Source organism: Streptomyces sp. NPDC030165 (genome assembly GCF_055573595.1).
Genome location: NZ_JBVIBD010000004.1, coordinates 405,411 through 431,381, shown reverse-complemented (window position 1 = coordinate 431,381; position 25,971 = coordinate 405,411). Strand labels below are relative to the sequence as shown.

23 protein-coding genes are annotated in these 25,971 nt (G+C 70.8%); 3 read left to right on the top strand and 20 right to left on the bottom strand.

Annotated features, from left to right (window positions below; genetic code table 11):
* Positions 1-235 precede the first annotated feature (235 nt).
* From folE to dacB, 6 genes are all read right to left on the bottom strand, one after another.
* Positions 236-841 carry a GTP cyclohydrolase I FolE gene (gene folE, locus ACZ4Z1_RS10895; RefSeq protein WP_365837924.1) on the bottom strand — a complete coding sequence of 202 codons (606 nt, stop codon included), beginning with the start codon at positions 839-841 and terminating at the stop codon, positions 236-238.
* Positions 842-1,058: 217 nt separating this feature from the next.
* On the bottom strand, positions 1,059-3,077 hold the full coding sequence (gene ftsH, locus ACZ4Z1_RS10890) for an ATP-dependent zinc metalloprotease FtsH (protein WP_468486230.1): 2,019 nt from the start codon (positions 3,075-3,077) through the stop codon (positions 1,059-1,061).
* 284 nt (positions 3,078-3,361) lie between these two features.
* Complete coding sequence (gene hpt / locus ACZ4Z1_RS10885; RefSeq protein ID WP_030077134.1) at positions 3,362-3,901, bottom strand: hypoxanthine phosphoribosyltransferase; 540 nt, start codon at positions 3,899-3,901, stop codon at positions 3,362-3,364.
* An 87-nt stretch (positions 3,902-3,988) separates the two neighbouring features.
* Complete coding sequence (tilS, locus tag ACZ4Z1_RS10880; RefSeq protein WP_468486229.1) at positions 3,989-5,077, bottom strand: tRNA lysidine(34) synthetase TilS; 1,089 nt, start codon at positions 5,075-5,077, stop codon at positions 3,989-3,991.
* A gap of 211 nt (positions 5,078-5,288) precedes the next feature.
* Positions 5,289-6,428: a zinc-dependent metalloprotease gene (locus tag ACZ4Z1_RS10875; RefSeq protein WP_468486228.1), complete on the bottom strand. Its 1,140-nt coding sequence runs from the start codon at positions 6,426-6,428 to the stop codon at positions 5,289-5,291.
* A 297-nt stretch (positions 6,429-6,725) separates the two neighbouring features.
* Positions 6,726-8,240, bottom strand: a complete 1,515-nt coding sequence (gene dacB / locus ACZ4Z1_RS10870; RefSeq protein ID WP_468486319.1) for a D-alanyl-D-alanine carboxypeptidase/D-alanyl-D-alanine endopeptidase — start codon at positions 8,238-8,240, stop codon at positions 6,726-6,728.
* Between the two features lie 200 nt (positions 8,241-8,440).
* Here dacB and ACZ4Z1_RS10865 point away from each other — a divergent pair, with 200 nt between their 5' ends.
* Positions 8,441-8,938 carry an inorganic diphosphatase gene (locus ACZ4Z1_RS10865; protein WP_468486318.1) on the top strand — a complete coding sequence of 166 codons (498 nt, stop codon included), beginning with the start codon at positions 8,441-8,443 and terminating at the stop codon, positions 8,936-8,938.
* Between the two features lie 119 nt (positions 8,939-9,057).
* On the opposite strand, the gene ACZ4Z1_RS10860 is transcribed toward ACZ4Z1_RS10865, so the two are convergent.
* The 10 genes from ACZ4Z1_RS10860 to ACZ4Z1_RS10815 form a co-directional block, all read right to left on the bottom strand.
* On the bottom strand, positions 9,058-9,912 hold the full coding sequence (locus tag ACZ4Z1_RS10860) for a hypothetical protein (RefSeq protein ID WP_468486227.1): 855 nt from the start codon (positions 9,910-9,912) through the stop codon (positions 9,058-9,060).
* Between the two features lie 110 nt (positions 9,913-10,022).
* Positions 10,023-10,217 carry a linaridin family RiPP gene (locus ACZ4Z1_RS10855; protein ID WP_468486226.1) on the bottom strand — a complete coding sequence of 65 codons (195 nt, stop codon included), beginning with the start codon at positions 10,215-10,217 and terminating at the stop codon, positions 10,023-10,025.
* Positions 10,218-10,340: 123 nt separating this feature from the next.
* Positions 10,341-10,922, bottom strand: a complete 582-nt coding sequence (locus tag ACZ4Z1_RS10850) for a hypothetical protein (protein WP_468486225.1) — start codon at positions 10,920-10,922, stop codon at positions 10,341-10,343.
* 7 nt (positions 10,923-10,929) lie between these two features.
* Complete coding sequence (locus ACZ4Z1_RS10845; protein ID WP_468486224.1) at positions 10,930-11,799, bottom strand: alpha/beta fold hydrolase; 870 nt, start codon at positions 11,797-11,799, stop codon at positions 10,930-10,932.
* A 185-nt stretch (positions 11,800-11,984) separates the two neighbouring features.
* Positions 11,985-12,308 (bottom strand): transposase, encoded by a 324-nt coding sequence (locus ACZ4Z1_RS10840; protein WP_468486317.1) that lies wholly within the window; start codon positions 12,306-12,308, stop codon positions 11,985-11,987.
* 97 nt (positions 12,309-12,405) lie between these two features.
* Positions 12,406-13,164: a class I SAM-dependent DNA methyltransferase gene (locus ACZ4Z1_RS10835; RefSeq protein ID WP_468486223.1), complete on the bottom strand. Its 759-nt coding sequence runs from the start codon at positions 13,162-13,164 to the stop codon at positions 12,406-12,408.
* 539 nt (positions 13,165-13,703) lie between these two features.
* Entirely contained in the window at positions 13,704-15,188 is a 1,485-nt protein-coding gene (locus tag ACZ4Z1_RS10830) for a phytoene desaturase family protein (protein ID WP_468486222.1), read from the bottom strand.
* Positions 15,185-17,197 carry an ABC transporter ATP-binding protein gene (locus tag ACZ4Z1_RS10825; RefSeq protein ID WP_468486221.1) on the bottom strand — a complete coding sequence of 671 codons (2,013 nt, stop codon included), beginning with the start codon at positions 17,195-17,197 and terminating at the stop codon, positions 15,185-15,187. The genes ACZ4Z1_RS10830 and ACZ4Z1_RS10825 overlap by 4 nt, the downstream gene beginning before the upstream one ends.
* Before the next feature lie 260 nt (positions 17,198-17,457).
* On the bottom strand, positions 17,458-19,245 hold the full coding sequence (locus ACZ4Z1_RS10820) for a threonine/serine exporter family protein (protein ID WP_468486220.1): 1,788 nt from the start codon (positions 19,243-19,245) through the stop codon (positions 17,458-17,460).
* 266 nt (positions 19,246-19,511) lie between these two features.
* Positions 19,512-20,231, bottom strand: coding sequence for a DedA family protein (locus tag ACZ4Z1_RS10815; RefSeq protein ID WP_468486219.1), 720 nt, complete (start codon positions 20,229-20,231; stop codon positions 19,512-19,514).
* 335 nt (positions 20,232-20,566) lie between these two features.
* On the opposite strand from ACZ4Z1_RS10815, the gene ACZ4Z1_RS10810 reads away from it, so the two are divergent.
* Positions 20,567-20,938 (top strand): YbjQ family protein, encoded by a 372-nt coding sequence (locus ACZ4Z1_RS10810; RefSeq protein WP_030375002.1) that lies wholly within the window; start codon positions 20,567-20,569, stop codon positions 20,936-20,938.
* A gap of 54 nt (positions 20,939-20,992) precedes the next feature.
* Here ACZ4Z1_RS10810 and ACZ4Z1_RS10805 read toward each other — a convergent pair whose 3' ends face one another.
* Complete coding sequence (locus ACZ4Z1_RS10805; RefSeq protein WP_468486218.1) at positions 20,993-21,751, bottom strand: MerR family transcriptional regulator; 759 nt, start codon at positions 21,749-21,751, stop codon at positions 20,993-20,995.
* 121 nt (positions 21,752-21,872) lie between these two features.
* Between ACZ4Z1_RS10805 and leuE the strand changes: the two genes are divergently transcribed.
* Entirely contained in the window at positions 21,873-22,547 is a 675-nt protein-coding gene (leuE, locus tag ACZ4Z1_RS10800; protein WP_468486217.1) for a leucine efflux protein LeuE, read from the top strand.
* 140 nt (positions 22,548-22,687) lie between these two features.
* On the opposite strand, the gene ACZ4Z1_RS10795 is transcribed toward leuE, so the two are convergent.
* From ACZ4Z1_RS10795 to ACZ4Z1_RS10785, 3 genes are all read right to left on the bottom strand, one after another.
* The gene (locus ACZ4Z1_RS10795; RefSeq protein ID WP_468486216.1) at positions 22,688-23,737 is read right to left on the bottom strand and encodes a methyltransferase; all 1,050 of its coding nucleotides are present in this window, start codon (positions 23,735-23,737) and stop codon (positions 22,688-22,690) included.
* A gap of 433 nt (positions 23,738-24,170) precedes the next feature.
* Positions 24,171-25,016 (bottom strand): ABC transporter permease, encoded by an 846-nt coding sequence (locus ACZ4Z1_RS10790; RefSeq protein WP_468486215.1) that lies wholly within the window; start codon positions 25,014-25,016, stop codon positions 24,171-24,173.
* The gene (locus ACZ4Z1_RS10785; RefSeq protein ID WP_468486316.1) at positions 25,013-25,969 is read right to left on the bottom strand and encodes an ATP-binding cassette domain-containing protein; all 957 of its coding nucleotides are present in this window, start codon (positions 25,967-25,969) and stop codon (positions 25,013-25,015) included. The genes ACZ4Z1_RS10790 and ACZ4Z1_RS10785 overlap by 4 nt, the downstream gene beginning before the upstream one ends.
* Positions 25,970-25,971: the final 2 nt, after the last annotated feature.

Genomic DNA, 25,971 nt, shown 5'->3' with positions numbered 1-25,971 from the left:
ACACCCCCCCCCACCCCCCCCCCCCCCCCCCCCCCCCCCCCCCTTCCCGCCCCCCCCCCCCCCCCCCCCCCCCCCCCCCCCCCCCCGCGTCGTGTCGCGCCATGGAAACGCCCCGGAGCGCCGGAGCGACGTGGGCCGCCGGCCAGCGCGCCCGTAAGCCCGTCTCAGAGCCGTCAGAGCCGCCCAGAACCGTCTCAGAGCCGCCTCACGGCCGCTCCACAATGGCTGCCGTCGGTCAGCGCGCCAGTATCAGGCTCATCGCCTCGGCGCGGGTCGTGGAGTCCCGCAGCTGGCCGCGTACGGCCGAGGTGGTCGTCTTGGCGCCCGGCTTGCGTATGCCGCGCACCGACATGCACATGTGCTCGGCCTCGATCACCACGATGGCGCCGCGGGCCTCCAGGATGCGCATCAGGGAGTCCGCGATCTGCGTGGTGAGGCGTTCCTGCACCTGCGGACGGCGGGCGAAGACCTCGACCAGCCGGGCCAGCTTGGACAGCCCGGTGATCTTGCCGCTGTCGGCCGGGATGTAGCCGACGTGCGCCACACCGTGGAAGGGCAGCAGGTGGTGCTCGCACAGCGAGACGATCTCGATGTCCTTGACCAGCACCATCTCGTCGTGGCCGAGGTCGAAGGTGGTCGTCAGGACGTCCTCGGGCTCCTGGCGCAGTCCGGCCAGGATTTCCTTGTACGCCCGCGCCACCCGTGCCGGCGTCTCCAGGAGGCCCTCGCGGTCCGGGTCCTCGCCGACGGCGATCAGCAGCTCACGTACGGCGTTCTCGGCTCGCTTCTCGTCGAACTCGCCGATCTTGCCGTCGCCGTCCAGCGTCACCGGATCGGTCATCTCGTGCCTCGTTCCTGTTGCGCCCGCTCCACACGCGGAGTACCACACGTCCAGGCTAGAACCCGTGAGGCGCCACATTCATTCCGGGACCGCTGAGGACCCCGTAACGAATCCGGCGTAACGGGCCACTGACGAAGAAAACCGGGCCCGTACGGAATCTTCCGTACGGGCCCGGTGCGCTTCCGGGCGAACCCGGTCGCCCCGCTCGGTCGAGCGGTCAGACCTCGGGGTTCTGGTCCTCGGGAGCCTCGGTCTTGTCCGTCGAGACGGCCGGCGAGGAGGCCGAGGGGGCGGAGCCGTTGGCCGGCGCCAGCTCCTTCGGCGACAGCACGGGCGGGCGGGTCGACGGCGTACGCCGCGAGGAACCGGTCCACGCCGGGCGGGCCGGGCGCTTGACGATGTGCTTGAAGACCTCGGCGACCTCTTCCTTGTTCAGCGTCTCCTTCTCCAGGAGCTGCAGAACCAGGTTGTCGAGCACGTCGCGGTTCTCGACCAGGATCTCCCACGCCTCGTTGTGCGCGGTCTCGATGAGCTTCTTGACCTCTTCGTCGACCAGCGCGGCGACCTCTTCGGAGTAGTCGCGCTGGTGGCCCATCTCACGGCCGAGGAACGGCTCGGAGTTGTCGGAGCCGAACTTGATCGCGCCGAGCCGTTCGGTCATGCCGTACTGGGTGACCATGGCACGGGCCGTCGCGGTGGCCTTCTCGATGTCGTTCGCGGCACCCGTGGTCGGGTCGTGGAAGACCAGCTCCTCGGCCGCGCGGCCACCGAGCATGTACGCCAGCTGGTCGAGCATCTCGTTGCGCGTGGTCGAGTACTTGTCCTCGTCCGGCAGGACCATCGTGTAGCCCAGGGCCCGGCCGCGGGACAAGATCGTGATCTTGTGGACCGGGTCCGAGTTCGGGGAAGCGGCCGCGACCAGGGCGTGTCCGCCCTCGTGGTACGCGGTGATCTTCTTCTCCTTCTCGGACATGATGCGGGTCCGCTTCTGCGGCCCGGCCACCACGCGGTCGATCGCCTCGTCCAGGAACTTGTTGTCGATCAGCTTGGCGTCACTGCGGGCCGTCAGCAGGGCGGCCTCGTTCAGCACGTTCGACAGGTCGGCACCGGTGAAGCCGGGGGTGCGCTTGGCGACGGCCGACAGGTCGACGTCCGGCGCGACCGGCTTGCCCTTCTGATGGACCTTGAGGATCTCCAGGCGGCCCTGCATGTCCGGGCGGTCGACGGCGATCTGCCGGTCGAAGCGGCCGGGGCGCAGCAGCGCCGGGTCCAGGATGTCCGGGCGGTTCGTGGCGGCGATCAGGATGACGCCGCCCTTGACGTCGAAGCCGTCCATCTCGACGAGAAGCTGGTTCAGCGTCTGCTCGCGCTCGTCGTGGCCGCCGCCGAGGCCCGCGCCGCGGTGCCGGCCGACGGCGTCGATCTCGTCGACGAAGACGATCGCCGGGGCGTTCGCCTTGGCCTGCTCGAACAGGTCACGGACCCGGGAGGCACCGACACCGACGAACATCTCGACGAAGTCGGAACCGGAGATCGAGTAGAACGGGACGCCCGCCTCGCCGGCGACGGCGCGCGCGAGCAGCGTCTTGCCCGTACCCGGCGGGCCGTACAGCAGCACACCCTTGGGAATCTTGGCGCCGACCGCCTGGAACTTCGACGGCTCCTGGAGGAACTCCTTGATCTCCTGGAGCTCCTCGACGGCCTCGTCCGACCCCGCGACGTCCGAGAACGTCGTCTTCGGCGTGTCCTTGGTGATCAGCTTGGCCTTGGACTTCCCGAAGTTCATCACCCGGGAGCCGCCGCCCTGCGTCTGGTTCAGCAGGAACAGGAAGACGACCGGGATGAGGATGAAGGGAAGCAGCGTCACCAGCATGCTGACGAACGGGTTCTGCTTCGACGGGGAGACGGTGTAACCGTCCTTGATCTCGCCGGTCTGGTACCTGGCCTGCAGAGTCTTGGCCAGATCGACGCCCTGGTCGCCGATGTAGCTCGCCTGGAGCTTGTTGGAGCCGTCGACCTTGTTGTCGCCCGACAGCTCGACCTTGATCTTGTTCTCGTCGCCGGTCGTCAGCTCGGCGGATTTCACCTTGTTGTCAGTGATCGCCTTGACGACCTGACCGGTGTCCACCGTCTTGTAGCCGCCGGACGAGCCGACGACCTGCATCAACACGACCACGGCGAGGACGGCCAGCACGATCCACATGACCGGCCCACGGAAGTATCGCTTCACGTCCATCCATACGGAGCTCTTTGAGCCCCGTCCCTCCTGCCACAGTGAGGCACAACAGCCCTGTGGAGGGCTGGTCGTGCGTACGGTGTATTACTGGCCCGAAAAAAGACTGACCTTCGGACGGTACCCCAGCATTGTCACCCGACGACGCCGCCCACGGTTAACAATGCAGCTTCGGATGCCGTTCTCCCTGCTCCAACGGCGGGCGACCCCACGGGGTTCCCGCCGCCGGGCACCGGTCGGTCCGGGCCCCGGCCGCGCATGACGGCGGCCGGACGGGCCGGCGCCGCTCAGCCGCCGTAGACGTGCGGCGCGAGCGTGCCCACGAACGGCAGGTTGCGGTACTTCTCCGCGAAGTCCAGGCCGTAGCCGACGACGAACTCGTTGGGGATGTCGAAGCCGATCCACTTCACGTCGATGGCGACCTTCGCCGCGTCGGGCTTGCGCAGCAGCGTGCAGACCTCCAGGCTGGCGGGCTCGCGTGAGCCGAGGTTCGACAGCAGCCAGGACAGCGTCAGGCCGGAGTCGATGATGTCCTCGACGATCAGGACGTGCTTGCCCTTGATGTCGGTGTCGAGGTCCTTGAGGATGCGCACCACTCCGGAGGACTGGGTGCCCGCGCCGTACGACGACACGGCCATCCAGTCCATCGTGACGGGGGTGGACAGCGCGCGCGCCAGGTCCGCCATGACCATCACGGCGCCCTTGAGGACGCCGACGATGAGCAGGTCCTTGCCCGCGTACTCCGCGTCGATCTTCGCCGCCAGCTCCGCCAGCTTCGCGTCGATCTCTTCCTTGCTGATGAGCACCGACTGAAGGTCGGAACCCATGTCCTTGTCGTCCACCCGTGCCACTCTCGCTCGGTTCGGTGTCGTGAGACTCGTGAAGCGGGGCGGTGCCCTTCGGTGTCCTGCGGCTCAGCCCTGCCGGATCACCAGTCTGCCACCCTGCCGTCGCACACCCACCCGCCCGGGGAGGTTGACGGTCCCCTGGCCCCGCCAGCCGGTGATCAGCCGGTCCACCTCCTCGATGTGGCGGGCGAAGAGCGAACCGGCCGGAGCGCCCGCCGCGATGGCGGCCCGGCGCAGCACCCGGCGGCGGACGGCCGCGGGCAGCGCGTACAGCTGGGTGACGTCGAGGGTGCCGCGCTCGTCCAGGACCGTGCGCTCGGCGTCGGCGGCCCAGGAGTCCAGGGCGTCGGCGTCGTCCCGGGACAGCTGCGCCGTACGGGCCAGGGCCTCCACGACGCCCTTGCCGAGCGCCTTCTCCAGCGCGGGCAGGCCCTCGTGGCGCAGCCGGGAGCGCGTGTAGAGGGGGTCGGCGTTGTGCGGGTCGTCCCAGACGGGCAGCGACTGGATCAGACACGCCTTACGGGCGGTCTGCCGGTCGACCTCCAGGAACGGGCGGCGGTAGCGGCCGCCGCGGCCGGTCTTCGCCGCCATACCGGACAGCGAGCGGGTGCCGGAGCCGCGGGCGAGCCCCAGCAGGACCGTCTCTGCCTGGTCGTCGCGGGTGTGGCCGAGGAGGACGGCGGCGGCGCCGAGCCGTTCGGCGGCGGCGTCCAGCGCGGCGTAGCGGGCGTCGCGGGCGGCTGCCTCGGGCCCGCCCGCGCGGCCCACCTCGACGGCCACCGCGTCGACCGGGTCCAGGCCGAGGGAGCGCATCCGCAGGGCGACCTCGGCGGCGCGGAGGTCGGAGCCGTCCTGCAGGCCGTGGTCGACGGTGATGCCGCCGGCCCGTACGCCCAGCCGGGGCGCCTCGAAGGCCAGTGCGGAGGCGAGAGCCATGGAGTCGGCGCCGCCGGAGCACGCGACGAGTACCAGAGGGGGCGTGTCCGCCGCGGCGGAGGGCAGCGGCGCCCCGGCGGGCCGCGCGGGGCCCGCGGTGACCGGCTGCTGCGCGGGGGAGGCGGGGGCCGGGGAGTGCGAGGTGTGGTGGTTCAGTACGTCGTGAAGTACGCGGCGGACCGCCACGCGTATCGCGGCGACCGCTGGATGGGGACCCATGTCCGTTTCCAATCGTCAGCTGGGGGGCCTCGGGCCGTCTACGGCTTTTTTCGTCACACAGAGTGCCTAGATGGTGACAGAGACGAGCAGTTCCCCGAGCATTGCACGCCTATCTTGCGGTCACGGTCCCTCAGAAGAGTGATTGAGGGGAGCGTTCACCTGCCTCGCGGTGCGCCCGGCTCACGGCATTCGCCCCGCCGGGCTCCGCCCCCTAGCGGTGCACCCGCGCGACCCAGTCCGCCGGTTTGGCGATCTCCTGTTTGGTCGGCAGCGTGTTCGGCGACGTCCACACGCGGTTGAAGCCGTCCATGCCGACCTCGTCCACCACCGCCCGGACGAACCGCTCACCGTCCCGGTACTGGCGCAGCTTCGCGTCCAGTCCCAGCAGCTTGCGCAGCGCCTGGTCGAGGCGGCCCGCTCCGCTGGCCCGCCGCTTCTGGAACTTCTCGCGGATCTCCGCGACGGACGGCACCACGTCCGGGCCGACACCGTCCATCACATAATCGGCATGCCCCTCCAGGAGCGACATCACGGCGGTCAGCCGGGCCAGGATCTCCCGCTGTGCCGGGGTCTGGACCAGGTCCACGAAGCTGCGGCCCCCGTCGTCGCCCTCCTCGCCCTCCGGCCGGCCGCCGGCCAGCGACTGGACGGCCTCGCGCAGCCGCTCCAGCAGCGTGCCCGGGTCGATCTCGGTCTCGCCGAGGAACGACTGGATCTCGCCCTCGATGTGGTCGCGCAGCCAGGGCACGGCCGTGAACTGCGTACGGTGGGTCTCTTCGTGCAGGCAGACCCACATCCGGAAGTCGTGCGGGTCCACCTCCAGCTCCCGCTCGACGTGCACGATGTTCGGCGCGACGAGCAGCAGCCGCCCGCCCTGCGACCCCGCCGGCAGGTCACGGCCCGCCGGCGCGAACGTCTCGTACTGCCCGAGGACCCGCGAGGCCAGGAACGACAGCAGCATCCCCAGCTCCACGCCGGTCACCTTGCCGCCCACGGCGCCCAGCACCGCGCCGCCCGGTACGGAGGAACGGCGCTCCTCCATCTTCTGCAGCAGCGGCTTGAGCACCGCCCGGAAGCCGGCCACGTTCGCCCTGATCCAGCCCGGCCGGTCCACGACCAGGACCGGCGTGTCCTGGGCCTGCTCCGCGCCCGGCCCGCCCTCCGTCTCCGGCTGCACCATGCGGGTGAACGCGCGCACGTGCTCCTCGGAGGACTTCGCGTGCCGCCGCAGCTCGGCGACGATCGCCCGCGCCTCGTCGCGGCTCACCTCTGGTCCCGGCCGTACGAACCGGGTCGCGGTCGCTACCGCGAGATTCCAGTCGACCATCTCCACACCACCGATGCTCGTCATGGGTTCACGGTACGTGGGCGCATCCGCTGGGGGTAGCGCGGCGCCCTTCGGGCGCGGTTTCCCGGTTACCGGTGCCTGCGGCGGGCTGGGCCGGTTCTTCGGTGCCGGTTCGCCTTCAGCTGCGGCGTCGTTCGCGCCTGCGGCGGGCTGTGGCCGCTGCGCGGGGCTGTCGAGGTTCGGGGGCGGGCCTGCGCGGCAGGCCGCTCCGGCCCGCCCCCCTCCGTGGGAAGGGTGGGAAGGAAGGTGGGTGGGGTGCTGGTGTGAGTGGTGCGGTGCTGCTGGGCTGCTGGGCTGCTTTTAGCGGCAGCCGCAGTTGGCCACCGTGGATGCCATGCGGTCGAGGGCCTGTTGGGCTGCTTGAGGGTCGGTGGTGGTGTTGGTCATGAAGGCGAAGAGGAGGAGGCGGCCGTCGGTGTCGACGACCGTGCCGGCCAGGGTGTTCACGCCGGTGAGGGTGCCGGTCTTGGCCCGTACGGTGCCTGCGCCGGCCTTTTCGTCCGCGTAACGGCCGCTGAGGGTGCCGGTGAAGCCGGCGACCGGCAGGCCGGTGGTGACGGGGCGGAATTCGGGGTGGTCGGCCGAGGTGGCCAGGACGAGCAGGCGCGAGAGCAGGGCCGCCGAAACCTTGTCGTCGCGGTCCAGGCCGCTGCCGTCCTCGAAGACGGCACCGGCCAGCGGGAGTTTCAGGTGCGCCAGGGTCTTCTGTACGGCCCGGCCCGCTCCCTCGAAACTGGCCGGTTCACCGGTGGCCAGGGCCGTCTGGCGGGCCAGGGCCTCGGCGATGTCGTTGTCGCTGTGGGTCAGCATCCGCTCGACGAGGCCGGAGAGCGGCAGGGAGCGGGTGGTGGCGAGGCGGCGGGCCTTGGCAGGGGCGGTGGTCTTGGCGGGCGTGCCCTCGACCGTGATGCCGCGGTCGGCGAGCAGCTTGGTGAAGGTGCGGGCCGCGGTCGCCGCCGGGTCGGTGTCGCGGGGGGCCGGGCCGGCGCTGGTGCCGTCGAGGCGGCCCTCGTCTGCCATGAGGGGGGTTACGGGGGCGATGTTCTCGTTGGGGCTTATGGGGTGGAGGACGGGGCCCGTGTAGGCCGAGGTGTCGTAGCCGAGGCGGATGGTGCCGGTGCCGCGCGCCTTGAGTGCGGCGGCCGTGTCGTCGGCCAGTGCGCGCAGGCTGGCGGGGTGGTCCCGGGCGTCCTGTTCCGGGGCGCGGGCGGTGAGGGTGGGGTCGCCGCCACCGACCAGGACGAGGCCGCCGCCCGCGTCCTCCACGACGGTGGTCTCGATGCGGTGCTCGGGGCCGAGTGCGGAGAGCGCGGCGGTGGCGATGGCCAGCTTGACCGTCGAGGCGGGGGTGGCGTTGCGTCCGGATCCGGCGCCGAAGAGTTCGCGGCCGGTGACTGCGTCGACGACGGAGGCGGTGCGCAGTGAGCCGAGTGCCGGGTCGTTCAGGAGGGGGGTGAGGGCGTTCCTCAGGCCCTCGGTGCTGGGTGGGGGTGCGGTGTTGCCCGCGGGCGTTCCGAGTGCGGCCAGGACGGGGGGCGCGCTGGGCCTGCGGGCGGCGTCGTCGGGGGCGTGATGCTCGCCACGCGTGCCGCCGGGCGCCGCGGCGCGGGCGCGCTCGGCCGTACGCTGGCCGGAGTCCCACGGACCGGCCGCCACCACCGCTCCGGCCGCGACCAGCAGGCCCAGGACGGTGGAGCTTGCCGTCAGCCGTACGGTCTGCCGCTGCTGCTTGGAGGCGGACCACCAGGCGGTACGGGCGGAATCCGTGGCGGACCGGTAGGCCGTACGCGCCGAGCCGGCCGCCGAACGGGTCATGGACACGGCGGCGGACCCCGCCGACCGCGCCGAGCCCGTCGCCGTCCGGGCAAAACGTTGCGCCAACCGCCGCGCGGCCTGCCACCTGACCTGCCACGACCTGGTCTCCGGCACTTAGGACCAGCCCCTTTCGCCACCACACACCTGCGTGGGGGACACTTAATCACCAGACGTATGTGTTGATCATGGAGGAGCCACCCGTGGAGTTCGACGTCACCATCGAGATCCCGAAGGGTTCGCGGAACAAGTACGAGGTGGACCACGAGACCGGACGGATCCGTCTGGACCGTCGACTCTTCACCTCGACCAGCTACCCGGCCGACTACGGCTTCGTCGAGAACACCCTCGGCGAGGACGGTGACCCGCTGGACGCGCTGGTCATCCTGGACGAGCCGACGTTCCCCGGATGCCTGATCAAGTGCCGCGCCATCGGCATGTTCCGGATGACCGACGAGGCCGGCGGCGACGACAAGCTGCTGTGCGTCCCGGCGTCCGACCCGCGCGTGGAGCACCTGCGTGACATCCACCACGTGTCGGAGTTCGACCGCCTGGAGATCCAGCACTTCTTCGAGGTCTACAAGGACCTGGAGCCGGGCAAGTCGGTCGAGGGCGCGAACTGGGTCGGCCGCTCCGAGGCCGAGGCCGAGATCGAGGCGTCCTTCAAGCGCCTGGAGGCGCAGGGCGGCGCCCACCACTGAGTCTCGCGGTTCTTTTCCGCACGCGAACGGGCGGCACCCCGGCACAGGGGTGCCGCCCGTCGTCGTGTCACGGTCCGGAGGGGCCGATGATGCGAAGCGTTCGCGGGTGACGCCGCGGGTCAGCCGGTCGCGGGGGTGAGCGCCGCGGGCGTCTTCCCGGGCGGCAGTCCGGGCTTGCCGCTCTGGGCGAAGACGTACAGGAGCGCCGGGTGGGTGGCGCCGAAGGCCAGCACGAAGCGGTTGAGGCCCATGAACTGGCCGATGCCCAGGTGGAAGAGCGTCATCGAGCCGAGCCAGGCCTTCGCCGCGGGCTTCGGCAGCACGAAGACCAGCGGGAAGGCGACCTCCGCCGCGACCGTGCCCCAGGTGACGGCCTTGCCGACCGTCGGGTACTTGTGCACGAGCTTGAAGACACGCTGGTCCCCGTAGTTCTGCGTACGGATGACTCCGCTGAACGCCTCCCCGCTGAGCCACAGCGGGGAGACCAGTTTGACCACGCCGGAGGCGACGTAGGAGATGGTCGTCTCCAGGGCCAGGGCGCGCATGGCCACGTCACGGGCCTTCTCGTCGTCCTTGAAGGTGCCGGTCGAGGCGAGCACGACGTTGATCACTTGCTGGAGCTGGTCGGCGCCGTCCCCTCCGAAGGGGGTGTGCATCCGGCCGGCCGCGCCCGTCGCCGCCAGTACGGCGCTGCCCGCCGCGCGTACCCCGCGCTTGTGGCCCCAGATCAGTGTGGCGGCGGAAGCACCCGCCTGGATCCCGTACAGGGCGACCGCTGCCTTCTTGGAGCTGAGGGCGCGGGTCAGCCGGGGGAATCGCTTGGCGAACTTGGGGCGCATGCTCTCCAGCTGGCCGCTCAGCAGCTCGCCGTCCTCGAACTTACGGTGCTGGCTCAGCATTTCCAGTGCGGAGACCAGCGTACCCAGCGAAGCCACTCGGCGAGCCGTGACCTCGGGTGGAGCGCTGAGAAACATGAATGGGTGCTCCCTGCGGATCGATGTACTGCGAATCGATGTGAGTACGGCGGCTGACAAGGGCAGGGGCACGGTAGGCGTACGGCCTACCGTGCCCCGCCCGGCGAAAATCAGCCGGCGGCGTTGTGGGTGACCTTGTCGAGCGCCACCGCGGTCGCCGAGGTCGCCGCGAAACCGACCGGCGTGGCCTCCGGGGTCGCGATGGTGGCGAGCGGGGTGACCATGGTCGGGGTGGAGTCGGCACCGATACGGCCCGGCTTCACGTCGGCCAGCTCGGCGTTGGCGAAATCAGCCAGCATGGACATGTTTTTCTTCTTCCTATCGGATTCTCACAGTGAGCACTCCAGCCATTCGGCGGGAGGGCACGGACTCACGCGGCACCGGTGCGCCGAGTGAGTTCGCGGCTTCCAGCCGAGAGGACCCCCGAGCTAGGCGGCTGCCGGAAGAGACTCCGGACGGGAAACGTCCGCTGTCGGCAGCGGAATGTCCTCGGACACGAAGAACGGCTCGATCTGCCGGTGATCCGGGGCGGTGAGGTACGAGTGCATCAGCAGGAACTGACTGTGCGAGGCGCCTTCGGTGTGCGGCAGGTGCTGCTGGATGTAACGGGAAAGCAGCCGGTAGCCGGGTGACCACACCACGGGCGCCGTGTCCGAACCGGCCGCCGCCGCGCGGGCACGAATGCCCTGGATCGCGTCGAACAGGGCCTTGGGGGACCGGTTCCGCGCGTTCCAGGCAAGCGCGTACCAGGGCCGGTCGCGGGTGACCGTGATCTCCTTCCACTCGCCGGGCTTGCCGTCCGTGACGTCCCGGTAGAGCAGGTGACAGTCCTTGACGCCGGGATTCGGCCCGAAGAAGCGCCAGTTCGGCGTCGGTATCCGCAGCTTCCCGCACCACAGGATGTTGTCGAAGCGCGTCTCGGGCAGCTGCGCCGCGGCCGTCGCGACGAGCCACCCGGCGAGCGAGGCCGTGACGGCCGCTGTCTTCACGCGTTCGGTGTTCACCTTCACGCTGACGTCAGCTCCTCTCCCGGATCGCGGTGATGCCGGCGGCCGGGCGCCCCCCGGCGGACTGCGGGTCCGGTGAACCGCCCTGCCCGGTGGGCGGTTCGGCGGCGATCGCCGCCGCCACCTGCTCGGCGTACGGCTGGACGGAGAGGATCGTCTCGTGGTCGGCGCCGTCGACGAAGCGGTGCCGGGACCGCTTCGAGAGGGTGGTCATCCTCGCCTGGACGTCGCGGTGCGCGTCGTTGTCCCCGTGGTTGTTCTCCGCCGTGACCACGGTCAGCGGGCAGTCCAGGGCGGTCAGTTCCGGGTACGTCATCGCGTCGCGGTAGTCCCGGTGGGCCAGGGCCCAGGTACGGGGCTCCGCCAGGAACGCCTTGGAGCTGCGGTTGATGTCCGGTCGGTAGGTCTCGTACTTGTTCAGGGCGGGACGGAAGGCCGCGACGCCCGCCATCGCGTACACCCGCTCCATGACCATCGACTGCCGGGACCAGCGGTCGACGTCGGAACGCCGCGAACTGCGCAGGTGGGCCACGTCGGTGGCGTCGATCATGACCACCGCGGTCACGCCGTCCGCCGCGCCGGGGTGCAGCGACGCGTAGGCGGCGGCGAGGTAACCGCCCAGGGAATGGCCGGCCAGCACCAGCGGAAGGCCTGCGGCATACGTCTCGCGCAATTCCTGCAACAGCGCGAAGTGACGCTCCAGACCGTAGTCCGTCGCCGATGTGCTGAGGCCGTACCCGGGGCGGTTGAACTTCACGTACCCCATGTCCGGGGGAAGCGCGCCGCAGACCCAGTCCCAGTATTCGTGGGGCGTACCCAGGCCGTTGTCGAGCAGGACGACGCGCCGGGTCCGGGGAGGAATACTGACGTCGACCTCCACGAGGCTTCCGTCGGGTCTTTCGTGCAGCATGTAGCGACGCGCTCGTGCACGCCTGCCCGTCCATCGCGTCACCGCGCCGGTCAGCAGGCTCGCGCCGGCCAGTCCGGCAATACCTATACCGAACTGGCGCTCCAAAGACGCCACATTCCCTCCCCCGTGGATCGAATTGACTGATGCCGGGAAAGCTAGCACGCGGTGCCGGGGTAAAATAATGGGTTAGTTGAGTCTTGTGTGCGGGTGGGCCTCCCCCCGCGCATCGGGGAGCGGCCGACCGTACTGCGGCCGGACTTCCGGAGTTCTATGTAGAGTTCGCCGATCGTGGCTTTCAGCGTGGCGATTTCTTGAGTCAGCTCGTCCACGCGTGAGGCATTACCGGTGTCCCGGCCGCCTTCGCCGGCGAGTCCGACACGGGCTCCCTCAATAAACTGTCGGCGCCAGTTCGATACGGACTGCTCGGATACACCGGCGTTGCGCGCGGCCTCCGCCGCGGTCAGTTCACCGGTCAGCACTCTGAGTACCAGAGCGAACTTCTGATCTGTCGGCAATATCGGCGGACGTCCCACGTAAAGCCCCCTTCTCTCGTCCGCGTCTCGGTGTCCGCCGCCTTCAGGGTTTGACGTACCGACAGATGAACAGCGGGGCCCGGTCGCTGTAGGGGGTGCCGTCCCAGCGCGACAGGCGGGCCTCGGGCTCCAGCCCGGCCGCGCGGGCGTAGCCGTCGACCTCGTCCGGCGTGGTCAGCCGGGTGAGTTCGTTGCCGACCCTGGTGGTGCCGTCGGCCTGGTACAGGATGTGCGAGCAGTGCCACAGGTCGCCGGCGAGCAGGGTGGAGTGGGTCTGCACACCGGTCCCCGGCTCGGGGTAGGGGACGAAGTAGGTGGTGCGGGTCAGCCCCTCGTGAAGGGCCAGGACCGGCGGCTTGTTGTGCGTCTCGATCACCAGCCGGCCGCCGGGGACGAGCAGGTCGGCCGCGCGCTGGACGGCCTGCCGCTGGTCCTCGGGAGTGGTCAGGACCGACAGGGTCGCGCAGACGCAGTACACCAGCCCGTACCGGGCTTCGGAGGTGTAGGTGCGGATGTCGCCGTGCACCGGGGTGACGTCTCCGCCGTCCTTCAGTTTCACGCGCAGGGCGTCCAGCATTTCCGGCGAGGAGTCCACGCCGGTCACCTGGCCGATCCGCCGGGAGAGCGGCAGGGCGATCCGCCCCGTACCGACTCCGAATTCCATGGTCCCGGCTTCCGGCGCTGGGTGGCGGGCCAGCAGCCCTTCCACCGCTTCCGCCGTCAGCCTGTCGTCCGGGAGCAGCCGGTCGTACCAGCCCTCGAACTGGCGGCCGTAGCCGATGTCCTCAACCCCGTTTTCCACCCGTTTCCCCTTCTGTATGTCCCCACTGTCATGCCGATGGGAGCGTCGTGACGCAGGGGCGCCGGAACGGGACGAGACAAAATACGTCAACCGGGCCGGCCGCGGGGGGAACCACAGCCCTCTGCATGACGGTCAGGCCTGCAGAGCCCATACGTCCAGTGGTAACGCCGCAACGGCGCATGTGTGGGGGGACAGCGCTTCATTCGTCACCGTATCAAACGGACATGCATGCCGTTTAGGCATGCATGAAGCCCTTCTTGCAGACAGGGATCTTCTGGGGTTTTTGCGCGCTGCGTTCGCCTTTGGGACCATCCGGGCGCCGGCCGGGCGCGGTAACCGCCGTACGGAGCGCCCGGTTTGACGAATGACTGCGGCCGCCCGAGGCAAATGTCTCAAGGTGTGGACAACATAAGCGTCTTGGTGCACCGCAGTACACCTGGACGACACATCATCGAAATGCGGCGCGCAAAAGGCGGTATCGAGAAATGAGTTGACAGCGTTCGCCGGGAAAGGGGAATCGGACGGGCGGGCCGCCGCCGTCAGCGGTTCGGCGCGCCTTCGGCCGCCACCGGACCGGGCGCCAGGCCGGGTACGTCACGTGTCCCGAACCGGTGCCGCAGCGCGGAAAGCGCGGCCAGGTAGCCGGACATGCCGTGCACGCTGGGGCCCGGAGGGGTGGCCGAGGAGCACAGGAAGACTCCGGGCAGCGGGGTGCGGTACGGGTCGAGGCGGGGGGCGGGCCGCGCGATGCTCTGGCAGAGCGTCATCGCGCCGGAACCGATGTCGCCGCCGACGTAGTTGGGGTTGTACGTCTCGTACGAGGCCGCGGGCACGGAGCGGTGCGCGACGACCGTGTCCCGGAAGCCGGGCGCGTAGCGCTCGATGCGCGCGCAGACGCGGTCGTACGGATCGGTGGGGTCCCCGTTCGGTACGTGCGCGTACGCCCACACCGGGCGCTTGCCGGGCAGCGCGCGCCCTGGGTCGGCCACCGCCGGGTCCACGACCAGGACGAACGGCTCCCGCGTACGTACGCCGCGCGCGGTCGCCGTCTCCTGCCGGACCATCTCGGCATGGGCGCCCCCCAGGTGCACCGTTCCGGCACGGCCCACGGCCGGGTCGGACCAGGGGATGGGCCCGGAGACCAGGAAGTCGACCTTGGCGGCGCCCGGCCCGTAACGGAAACGTTCCAGAGTGCGCGCGTAAGCGCGGGGCAGCCGGTCGCCCGCCAGCGCCAGGAAGCCCTTGGGGCTGGTGTCGAGCAGGACCGCTCGCGCGCCGCGCAGTTCCGCCAGGTCCCGTATGGGGTGTCCGGTGTGGAAGACGCCGCCGTACGCCGTGATGTCCTCGGCCATCGCCTCCGCGATCCGGGCACTGCCGCCTCGCGGCAGCGGCCAGCCCGTCCCGTGCGCCAGGTGGCCGAGCAGCATGGCCACGGCGCCGGACGCGAGACTCGGCAGCTTGCCGACCGCGTGCGCGGCGACACCGGTGAGCAGGGCGCGCGCCTCCTCGCCCTGGAATCGTGCCGCGCCCAGCGCGCTGCCGTGCAACGCCACCCGGCTCGCCAGCAGCAGGGCTGCCGCCGGGTCCCGCGGCAGACTGCGCTGCCCGGAGAGGATCAGGTCGACGACCGCTTCGCTGTGCTCCAGCAGCGGGCCCATCAGCCGCCGCCAGCGGGGCCCGTCGGCGCCCAGGTGCTCGCAGGTGGCGTCCAGCGACCGGTACGCCAGGGCAGCGCGGCCCCCATCCAGCGGATGGGCGTAACCGATCTCGGGGTGCAGCAGCTCGACCCCGCGGGCCGCTAGGCCGAACGCGCGGAAGAACGGCGAAGCGGCGGCCATGGGGTGGACGGCGGAGCAGATGTCGTGCACGACGCCGGAGTCGAAGAGGGGGGCGGTGCGCAGCCCTCCCCCGATGGTCTCGGCCGCCTCGTACAGCTCCACGCGCAGGCCGGCCCGGGCCAGGACCACGCCGGCCGCGAGGCCGTTGGGGCCGGTGCCCACGATGGCGACGTCGGGTGTGCTCATCGCTGCTCCTCACTGCTGACGGGCCGCAGCCGCGTCGTCTGCTCGTCGCTCCTGACGGGCCGGAGCCGCGTCGTCTGCTCGCTGAGCCGGGCCGCGGGGGCTTTGCCGGGAGCCGGGGAGAGGGAAGCCGTCTCCGGTTCTCCCCGCGTCCGGCCGGGCGCCGTGGCGGCGAAGCCGGGTCCGGCGTGCAGTTGCGAGCCCGCCAGCCGCCGGTACAACTCGTCGTGCTCCATCAGGTCCTGGTGCGCGCCGGTGGCCCGGACCCTGCCGCCCTCCAGCACCACGATCTTCCCGGCGTCGATCACCGTGGAGATCCGGTGGGCGATGGCGACGACGGCGCACTGCCGGGAGACGCGGCGCAGTACGTCGCGGAAGTCGCGTTCGGAGTCCGAGTCGAGGTGCGAGGTGGCTTCGTCCAGCAGCATGATCGCGGGCTTCTGGAGCAGCGTACGGGCGATGCACAGCCGCTGGCGCTGGCCGCCGGACAGCCCGCTGCCCTGGTCGCCGAGTTCGGTGTCGAGGCCCTGCGGGAGGCCGGCGACCACGGCCGCGAGGCCGGCCATCCGTACCGCCTCCTGGATGTCGTCCTCGGAGGCGTGCGGGTTGGCGTAGGTCAGGTTCTCCCGCACCGTGCCGCGCATGGCCGCGCTGTCCTGCTGGACGTAGCCGACCAGCCCGCGCACCGTGTCCAGCGGCAGCGCGTCGACCGGCTGCCCGCCGAGCAGAATGCGGCCGCCGTCCGTCGCGTGGAAGCGCTCGATCAGCTGGAACAGGGTGGTCTTGCCCGCGCCCGAAGGCCCGACCACCGCCGTCAGCCCGCGCGCCGGCACGCTGAACGAGACCCCGTGGAGGACCTGCGTCCGGTCCTCCTGCTGCCCGCGCCGGTAGGCGAAACGTACGTCGTGGAACTCGACCGCCGGCCGGTACCGGGGCGGGGGCGCGCCGGGCGCCGGATGCGGCGCGCGGTGCCCCGCGTCCACCGGGTGCCGCACGGCGCGCCCCGCGTCCGCCGTCCCGTCGCCTTCCTGGGGCAGCCCTGCCAGCTCGTCGACCCGCTGGATGGCGGCCCGGCCCTGGACGAACTGGCCCACCGCCATGAAGAACATCACCAGCGGCGACACCAGCTGGAACAGGTACATGATGAACGTGGTCAGCACGGCCATGTCCATCCCGCCCCGCGCCACCCAGGTCATGCCGACGCCCACCACGACGGCGAGCGCGCCCTGCGTGCCGACGTTCATGGAGGGAACCAGCAGGGCGTTGTAGGCGTTGACCTTGATGCCCGAGCGTCGCGCCTTCCCGGCCAGCGCGCCGATGCGGGCGGCCTCCCGGGATTCCGCGCGGGACGCCTTGACCGTGGGCAGCGCGGAGAGCACGCGCTGCATGTCGCTGCCGAATTCACCGGTGTCGTCCCGGTTCTGCAAAGCCGCTTTGCGCAGTTTGCGCGCGAGTGCCAGGGAAAGGGCGGCGGCGGCCCCGAGGCAGCTCATGGTGATGAGCATCAGCCACGGGTCGATGATGAACATCAGGACGACACCGCCGGTCACGGTGGCGCCACTGGTGATCAGCTGGGCGAGGCTCTGCGAAAGGGCGATTTTCACCAAGGATGTGTCGGTGACCGCGCGGGTGAGGATATCGCCCTGCGTACGTTTTCCGAATGCGGTGAGATCGGCGCGCAGCAGCCGCCCGGTCACGAGCTGACGCACGCCGTGGACGATATTCTCCCCGGCCCGCCCGATGACGTAGGACTGGAGCGAGGAGAGCAGCGCACCCGCGCAGAAGAGGACGACGAGCCGGGTGATGGGCAGGCCCAGCGGGTCACCCGCACCCGCCGCCTCGATGAGTTTCCCGATGGCCCAGGGCTGGGTGAGCGAGGCGGCCACCCCCAGCAGTCCCAGGATCACGCCCGTGAGCAGCAACGTGGTGTGCTGCTTGAACACGCTCGCTACGGCACCGGTGCCTTTTCCGGCCCCGCCTGCCGGCCCCGCGGTGTCGGCGTGACTCGCCATGAGTGCTCCCCCTGCGCTGACGACAGCCGCACCGCACGCGCGGCCAAGAGAACATCCCTGTCTCGTGGGGATCCGTCATCAAGTCGGCAGAAACTAGCACGCGGCCCGGCATCAAGTTACGCGTTACTTTCCCGTCGGCACGGGCCTTTCGGGCGGGGAAGCGGCTGTATGCGACCGGCGTCAGTTAATTGCTTTGTTGTTGTTGGACGCGGCTTTCCGAGGGGCGGTGCCGGCGCCCTGGGCCGCAACGCCCCTCATTCTCAGAAGCCGCGCGTCCGCTTCGCTGCGCGCCGTTCGCCCGGCTCTTCCTGGGTGGCGCCGGGGGCCTTCATGAAGAGGCGGGCGATCTCGCCTCCGAGGTTCACGCCGACCGCGATGGCCAGCGCGAGGGACGCGGCCTTGATGAGGGACGAGACGCCGGGGCCGATGTCGCCCTGGGCGAAGTTGAGCAGACCGAAGTACGTGGCGCTACCGGGCAGCAGCGGCCCGATCGCGGCGGTCACGTACGGCAGCGCGGACGCGTACCGGTAGCGGCTGAGGAGCTGGCCGAAGAGGCCGACGAGGCCGGCCGCGATGGCCGTGGCGGGCACCGCGTTCATGCCGCTGACGTTGGCGAGCGCGCCGTACACGACCCAGGCGACACCGCCGTTGAGGGTGGCGAGCAGCACGGTGTGACGTTCCTGCTGGAGCAGTACGCAGAACGCCAGCGCCAGCAGCATGGCGGCCACGATCTGGACCGGAGGGTCGTCGAACATGGGCAGTCCGGCCGCCGGGTAGAGGTCCCCCGGATTGAGCCGGAGCCCGATGTAGAGCGCGGCGAGCACGCCGATGACGATGCCGACGATGAGGTAGCCGACTTCCAGCAGGCGTGCCGACGCGGTGATGTAGTACCCCGTCAGGCCGTCCTGCACGGCCGCCACCAGCGCCCGCCCCGGGATCAGCGCGAACAGCCCACCGGTGATCACCGCGGACGCCTGCACGGCGACGTGCGAGAAGCTCAGGGCGACCCCTATCGCGGCCGGCGGCATGGCGGCGACCACGAACTGGTAGAACTCCGGCAGCCCGCGGCTGGACGCCAGCCAGGCCAGCCGGTCGCCGAGCATCGAGCCGATGGCGGCCGCGATGAAGACGATCAGCTGGCCGCCGACCAGCATGCTCGCGGCGCCGGACAGCAGCCCGGAGGCGAGGGTGAGCGCCCAGCTCGGGTACGGGTGGCGGTTACGGCGTATCTCGGCCAGGCCGCGGTACGCCTCCTCCAGGGTGATGCCCTCGGAGGTGATGTCGTCGACGAGGCGGAAGACCGCGGAGAGCCGGGTGTAGTCCACACCGCGCCGCCGCACCGTACGGCTGGCCGTCACCGGGTCGTCGACCAGGGACGGCTGGTAGGAGATCGACAGCAGTGTGAAGGTGACGGTGGGCTCGACGCGCTCCAGCCCGTACGCGTGTGCGACGCCGAACATGGCGGCTTCCACGTCCTCCGCGCCCTCGCCGCCGGCCAGCAGGATCTCGCCGATCCGCAGGGTCAGGTCGAGGACGCGCGGCACCGCGGGCCCGCTCTCCTCGGCGCGCTCCGCCCGCTCGGGGACCGGCCGCTCGCCGACCGGCATCCGCAGCATCGTGCGCATCCGGTCCTGCCAGGGCGTCTGCTTGGTCAGGCTGATGACGGGGATGCCGTGCGGCGGCGTGAAGGCGGGCCAGCCCGCCGGGGTCCGGTCGGGCAGCTGCTGCTGGCCGGTGGTGCTGCCGCTGCCGCCGGGCGGGGTGAAGGCGGACCCTTCCGGCTCGGCCGGCGTCTCGGTCTTCAAACCCTCCGGCAGGGCGAACTCGGAGGTGGGGTGCTCCTCCTCGGGGACCTGCGGGTACGGCACGCCGAGCGGCGGGGTGAAGGCGCTGCGTGCCTCGTCCGACGGGGACTTGCGGTCCTCGGTCTGATCGTTTCCGCCGTTCGTACCATTGCTGGCGCCGTGCGCGCCTTTGACGCCGTTCACGCCGTTCTTTCCGTTCGTGCCGTTGGTTCCGCGCTGGCCCCGCTGTGCGTCCGACGCCACGTCTCTTCGCTCCTCGTACGCCTCCTGCCGACCCTCAAGGACACGATGCCTGATGGTCGGCAGAGGCGCGCGTGGCGGGGCCCTTACTGAGGTTCATATGGGCTGCGAGTGTCCCCTGTTTCTGAAGGGAAACCGGTGAATTGCGCCGCGGCGATCACCGGCCGGCGCGGTACGACGGTGGCCAGGCCCGCCGTACGACACTCGCCAAGACCGCCGCACGGATCACCGTACGGCGGTCACCGGCGGTAGCGGTACCGCCGACCGGGTCAGCGCTTGGCGTGCCGGCCGCGGCGGCCGTCGTTGCCGGGCTGGCGGGGCGGCTGGACGGCGCCCGTCGGGTCGTACGGCTGCTGGGCGGCGGCCTTCTTGTTCCTGCCGCGGGCCCGCAGGTACTCGATGACGATCGGGACGACCGAGATCAGCACGATCGCGACCAGGATCAGCTCGATGTGCTTGTGGACGAACTCGATGTTGCCCAGGGAGGCGCCGAGCAGGGTGACACCGGCGCCCCACAGGGTGCCGCCGATGACGTTGAAGGTGATGAACGAGCGGTAGTTCATCTTGCTCACGCCCGCGATGATGGGCGTGAAGGTCCGTACGATCGGGACGAAACGGGCCAGAATCAGCGATTTCGGGCCGTGCTTCTCGAAGAACTCGTGCGCCTTCTCCACGTTCTCCTGCTTGAAGAGCTTGGAGTCCGGGCGTTTGAAGAGCGCGGGCCCGACCTTGCGGCCGAAGAGATAGCCGGCCTGGTCACCGAGGACCGCCGCGAGCACGATCAGCAGGCACACCAGCCACAGCGGCTTGTCCAGCTTGTCGGTCGTCACCAGCAGGCCGGTGGTGAACAGGAGCGAGTCGCCCGGCAGGAAGAATCCGATCAGCAGGCCGGACTCCGCGAAGACGATGATCAGCACGCCGATCAGCCCGAACGTGCCGATCAGGTAGTCCGGGTCCAGCCACTGGGGGCCGAGCGCGAGAGTATTCACGGGGTGAAGGCTCCTGGGTCGAGGGCGCCGGATCGTGCGGTGCGACGGGGATTCAGGCGCAGTGTGCGGCCCAAAGCTATCAACGCCGGACGGCAGGGCTTGGTTCCAGCCGCCCGCGGAGGCCTGCGCACGGCTCTGGACACGGCTCCGGGGCGGCTCTGGCGGCGCCCTCGACGCACCCCCTCGGCCCCCGGCAAGCAGCCCGGCCCACTGTCTCTCCCCCCATGGCCGGACACCGACCGCCGGATTCCCCGCTTCCACCCCTCCCCCATGAGACCCTCCCCGCGAGGAGCCCGCCTCCAGGCGGCTCACCGCACGGAGGGACAGGACACACGATGGGCATCGAGGAGTTCGGCGGCGGCCAGGCCGCGCAGGCCGACGTGCTGGTGGTGACGACCAACGACGTCCCCGGGTACGAGGTGCAGCGGGTGATCGGCGAGGTCTTCGGCCTGACGGTCCGCTCCCGCCACCTGGGCAGCCAGATCGGGGCCGGGCTGAAGTCGATGATCGGCGGCGAGCTGAAGGGCCTGACGAAGACGCTCGTGGAGACGCGCAACCAGGCGATGGAGCGGCTGGTGGAGCAGGCGCGGGCGCGCGGCGCGAACGCGGTGCTGATGTTCCGCTTCGACGTGACGGAGGCCGCGGACGTCGGCACGGAGGTCTGCGCGTACGGCACCGCCGTCGTCATCGCCCCGAAGGCCGCATGAGGCCTCCGCAAGACCGTACGGACCAGGGGGCGCGCTCCCCTGCCCCGTACGGGCTCAGCCGTTGCGGACCGCGTTGGCCAGCATCGCGTCACGCATGTAGACGGCCAGCCCGGGCCGGATGGTCTCGTAGGTGGCGGTGAAACGCTCGTCCGCGACGTACATCTCCCCGAGACAGGTGTGCATCTCGTACGAGCAGTCGTAGTACCCGGACGAGATGGCCCGGCGGTGCTCCTCGGCCACGTCCATCGCCTCAACCGAATCAGCCGCCACGCCGCGCTCCAGCAGCCCTGCCATCTTCCGGTGGACCGCGTCGAACTCCTCGGTCAGCCGCTTCCAGTCCTCCTTCGTGTAGGAGGCCGTCCGGCGCTGCGACTGCTTGTACGCGTCGGTGCTGCCCCACCGCTCGCGCACCTCGTCCACGTACTCGTCCGGGTCGAAGTCCCCGAAGACCTCGAACTTCTCCTCCGGGGTCAGGTTGACGCCCATCTTGCGTGCCTCCATCGCGTGTTCGACGGCGGCGGCCATCGCCTGGAGCTTGCCGATCCGGGCGCTCAGCAGCGCGTGCTGCCGCCGCAGGTGCTCCTGCGGGTCGGCGTCCGGATCGTCCAGGAGGGCCGCCACCTCGTCGAGCGGGAAGCCGAGCTCCCGGTAGAACATGATCTGCTGGAGCCGGTCGAGATCGGCGTCGCCGTAGCGCCGGTGGCCCGCGTGGTTGCGCTCCCCCGGCACCAGCAGCCCGATCTCGTCGTAGTGGTGCAGAGTGCGCACCGTCACACCGGCGAACCCGGCCACCTGCCCCACCGGATAGCTCACCCTCCCCGCCCTCCTTCCTTGTCGGTACGCGCTCCACGATGGGCCCTCACGCCACGTGAGGTGCAAGTCCGTATACCGGAAACCTGTGGGACGCACGGGTCACGAGTGGCATCCTGCCGCCATGCTGGGGATAACCGACCTTCCGACCTACCTGGCGGGCCTCGCGCTCATCATTCTGCTGCCGGGCCCGAACTCGCTGTACGTCGTCTCCGTGGCGGCCCGCCGCGGCCCGCGCACCGCCTATCGCGCGGCGGCCGGCGTGCTGTGCGGCGACACCGTACTGATGACCCTGTCGGCAGGCGGCGTGGCCTCGCTCCTGCAAGCCAGCCCGGTCCTGTTCTCGATCGTCAAATTCGCCGGCGCGGGCTACCTGACCTGGCTGGCGGTCGGCATGCTGCGCGGCGCGTGGTCACTGTGGCGCAACCGGGAGGCCACGAAATCCCTCCGCAAGAAGGCCACGGCCGACGGCGGGTCCGCCGCGCGGGATTCCCGCGAACGCCCGTACCGCCGCGCCCTGGTGATCAGCCTCCTCAACCCGAAGGCGATCCTCTTCTTCATCTCCTTCTTCGTCCAGTTCGTCGACCCGCACTACCCCCACCCCGTCCTGTCCTTCCTCACCCTCGGCGCCTGGGCCCAACTCTTCAGCCTCACCTACCTCTCCCTCCTCATCTTCAGCGGCACCTACCTGGCCGCCACCTTCCGCCGCCGCAAGCGCCTGACGGCAGGCCTGTCCGCGGGCGCGGGCGCGGCATTCCTGGGCTTCGCGGCAAAGCTGTCGCTGGCGAGCACGGGGTGACGGCAGGCACCCGAAGGCCACGCACCCGGTGCGCGCAAGCCTGAGCCACTTCATCACGAGTCCCGGCGCCGCCCGGCCGGGCAGGTTGCCGGGCGGCGCCGGTGGACCGGGCGGCCGGGGCCGCGCCGGTCCTTACCGGGTCAGACCGCGGCGGCCTCGATGAGGACGAACGGGTCCGGAGCCGGTAGCGGGGTGAGGCCGGTGATTTTGAAGCCGGCCTTGGTGCAGAGGTCCTCGAAGTCGGCGCGGGTGCGCTCCCGGCCGCCGACGTTGACCAGCATGTTGAGGTCGCTCATGTAGGGCAGGGCGGTGGCGCCGGGCCGTACCGTGTCGGTGAGCACCGGCTCGATGATCAGCAGCCGGCCGTCCGCGGGCAGCACCTGCCGGATGTGGCCGAGGATGCCGGCGCACTGTTCGTCGTTCCAGTCGTGGATGACGCTCTTGAGCAGGTACAGGTCGCCGCCGGCGGGGGCGGCGGCGAAGAAGTCGCCGGTCTCCAGGGTGACGCGGTCGGTGACGCCCGCGGCGGCCAGTTTCGCGGGGGCCTGGGCGTGGCCCTCGGCGCTGTCGTAGATCATGCCGCGCGGTGCGGGGTGGGCCCGCAGGATCGCGGCGAGCAGGGTGCCGTCGCCGCCGCCCACGTCGACGATGGTGGTGAAGCGGCCGAAGTCGTAGTGGGACGGGACGTCCTGGGCGGCGATCCGGGTGCCCTGGCCCATCGCGGTGTTGAAGATCTCCGACAGCTCCGGTTCGCCCTTGAGGTGGCTGAAGAAGTCCGTTCCGAAGATCATGTCGAAGGCCGGCGCACCGCTGCGCACGCTGTCCTCCATGCGCTCCCGGGCGCGGGTCATGACCGGCTCGCTGAAGATGCGGGCCAGCGCGGCCATGGAGTCCGGGGTGTCGCTGCGCAGCAGTGCCCCCGCGGCGGTGGCCTCGAAGGTGCCCGCCTCGCGTTCGGTGAGCAGATCCAGGGCGGCCAGGGCGCGCAGCAGGCGCAGCGTGGCCTGCGGGTGGGTGCCGCACGCGGCCGCCACGTCGGCCGCCGTACGGGTGCCGTCCCCGATGCGGTCCAGCACACCCATCCGTACGGCGGCGCCCACCGCGTACGTGGCCAGCTGCCCGAACAGCAGCCGGGTGACGGTTCCGCGGGCCTCGCGTGCCGGTGTCGCCCGTTCCTCGTTCGCTTCCACGTGCGCTCCTTCGGGTCGCCTCGGACACCGCTCCCGCACCGGACCGGCGGCCGGGTGACGGCACGGCGGGCCCGGCGGATCGTTCCCCCGTCCCGCGCGATAAGTTAGGTAAGCCTAAGTTCCTGTGCGGGTTGGCGCAATACTTCCGTAAGGGGGTATGGGGTGCGGTCGTTGAGGGTTCAGGTATAGCGCGTCACGGTGGAGTGGAGGCGGAGAACAGGCACGGCCGGACGCGGCGGGGCGCGCCGAACCTCGTCATCCGCGCGAGGGGCGCACGGTCGTTCGCAGGGCGCACGGCTTCGGCGAACTCGGCCTGTACGCCGCAGCCGGCAATGCCTCCTACTGGCGCGTCGAGTGCGCCCGGACGACCTGCCCGCGGTGCACGAGTTCCGGCTGCACCACAGGACAGGGGTTTACGGCCTGGGTCCCGCCTTCACTTCCCCAGCCTTCCGAACTTCCGCACCGCCAGCGGAAAGAACACCGCCAGCAGCGCCAACGGCCAGCACACTGCCAGGAGTTCCGCGTGCTGGGACGCCCACCCGTCCCCCACCCAGCGGGGGTTGGCGAAGCGTTCGCGTACCGCGCCCGCCGTCGCGGACATCGGGTTCCACTCGGCGACGGCGCCCAGCCAGCCGGGCATCGACGCCGGTGAGACGAACGCGCTGGAGAGGAAGCCGACGGGCCAGACCAGGATCTGCACGGCCTGGACGAGTTCCGGCCTGCCTGCCACCAGGGCCAGGTGGATGCCGATCCACAGCATCGCGAAGCGCAGCAGGAGCAGCAGCCCCACCGCGTACAGCGCGTCCCCGAAGCCGCCGTGCCAGCGCCAGCCCATCGCCAGGCCGGCGCCGATCATCACCAGCAGGCTGACAGCCGACTCCAGCATGTCCAGGACGCTGCGGCCGATCAGGACGGCCGACGGGGCCATCGGCATGGACCGGAAGCGGTCGATGACGCCCTTGTCGAGGTCCTGGGTGACCGCGACCATCGTGGCTTCCAGGCCGAAGGCCATGGTCAGCGCGAGCATTCCGGGGACCAGGAACTCCTTGTAGTCGCCGCCTCCCGGCAGCGCCATCCCGCCGCCGAGGAAGTAGCCGAACATCACCAGCATCATCACGGGGAAGACCAGCCCGACGACGACCTGGACGGGCTGCCGCACCCAGTGCGCCAGGCCGCGGCGGGTCATGGTCCAGGAGTCGGCGAGGACCCATCCGGCCTTACGGGGCAGGGAGCCGGGGGCGGGGGCCGGTACCGGCCCCGGTGCCGTGACGGTGCTCATACGGTCGTCTCCTCCTTGGCCGTCTCCCCCTTGGCGGGCCGGCGGGTCAGGTGCAGGAAGACCTCGTCCAGGGTGGGGCGGCGCAGGGCGATGTCCTGCGCATCGATGCCGGCGGCCGCCAGGGCCTGTACGGTCTCGCTGAGCGCCGCCATCCGGTCGGTGACGGGCGCGCTGGCCCGCCGGGTGTCCGCGTCGGTGACGACACTCCCGGCGACGGTCTCCAGGACGGCCGCCGCGCGCGCCAGATCGTCCGGGTCGTGCAGGACGACGTCGATCCGGTCGCCGCCCACCTCGGCCTTGAGTTCATCGGCCGTGCCGTCCGCGATGACCCGCCCGTCGTCGACGACGGAGATCCGGTCGGCGAGCTGGTCGGCCTCCTCCAGGTACTGCGTGGTCAGCAGGACGGTCGTGCCGCCGTCCACCAGGGTGCGCACCGCCTGCCACACCTCGGTGCGGCCGCGCGGGTCCAGGCCGGTGGTCGGCTCGTCGAGGAAGAGGATCGGCGGGGACACGATCAGGCTGGCGGCGAGGTCGAGGCGGCGCCGCATCCCGCCGCTGTACCGGCCCACGGCCTTCTTTCCGGTGCCGGCCAGCGCGAACCGTTCCAGCAGTTCGGCGGCGCGAGCCGCGGCCGCGCGTCCGCCCAGGTGGTAGAGCCGGCCGAACATCTCCAGGTTCTGCCGGCCGCTGAGTTCCTCGTCGACGGCGGCGTGCTGGCCGAGCAGCCCGATCCGTACGCGCACCTCGTCGGGCCGGCGCAGGACGTCGAAGCCGGCGACCCGGGCGGTCCCGGCGTCTGGGCGCAGCAGGGTGGACAGGATGCGGATGAGGGTGGTCTTGCCGGCGCCGTTCGGGCCGAGGATGCCGTGCACGGTGCCGCGGGGCACGGTCAGGTCGAGGCCGTCGAGAGCGGGCTTGCGCCCGTACGTCTTGCGCAACCCTTCGACGGCGATGG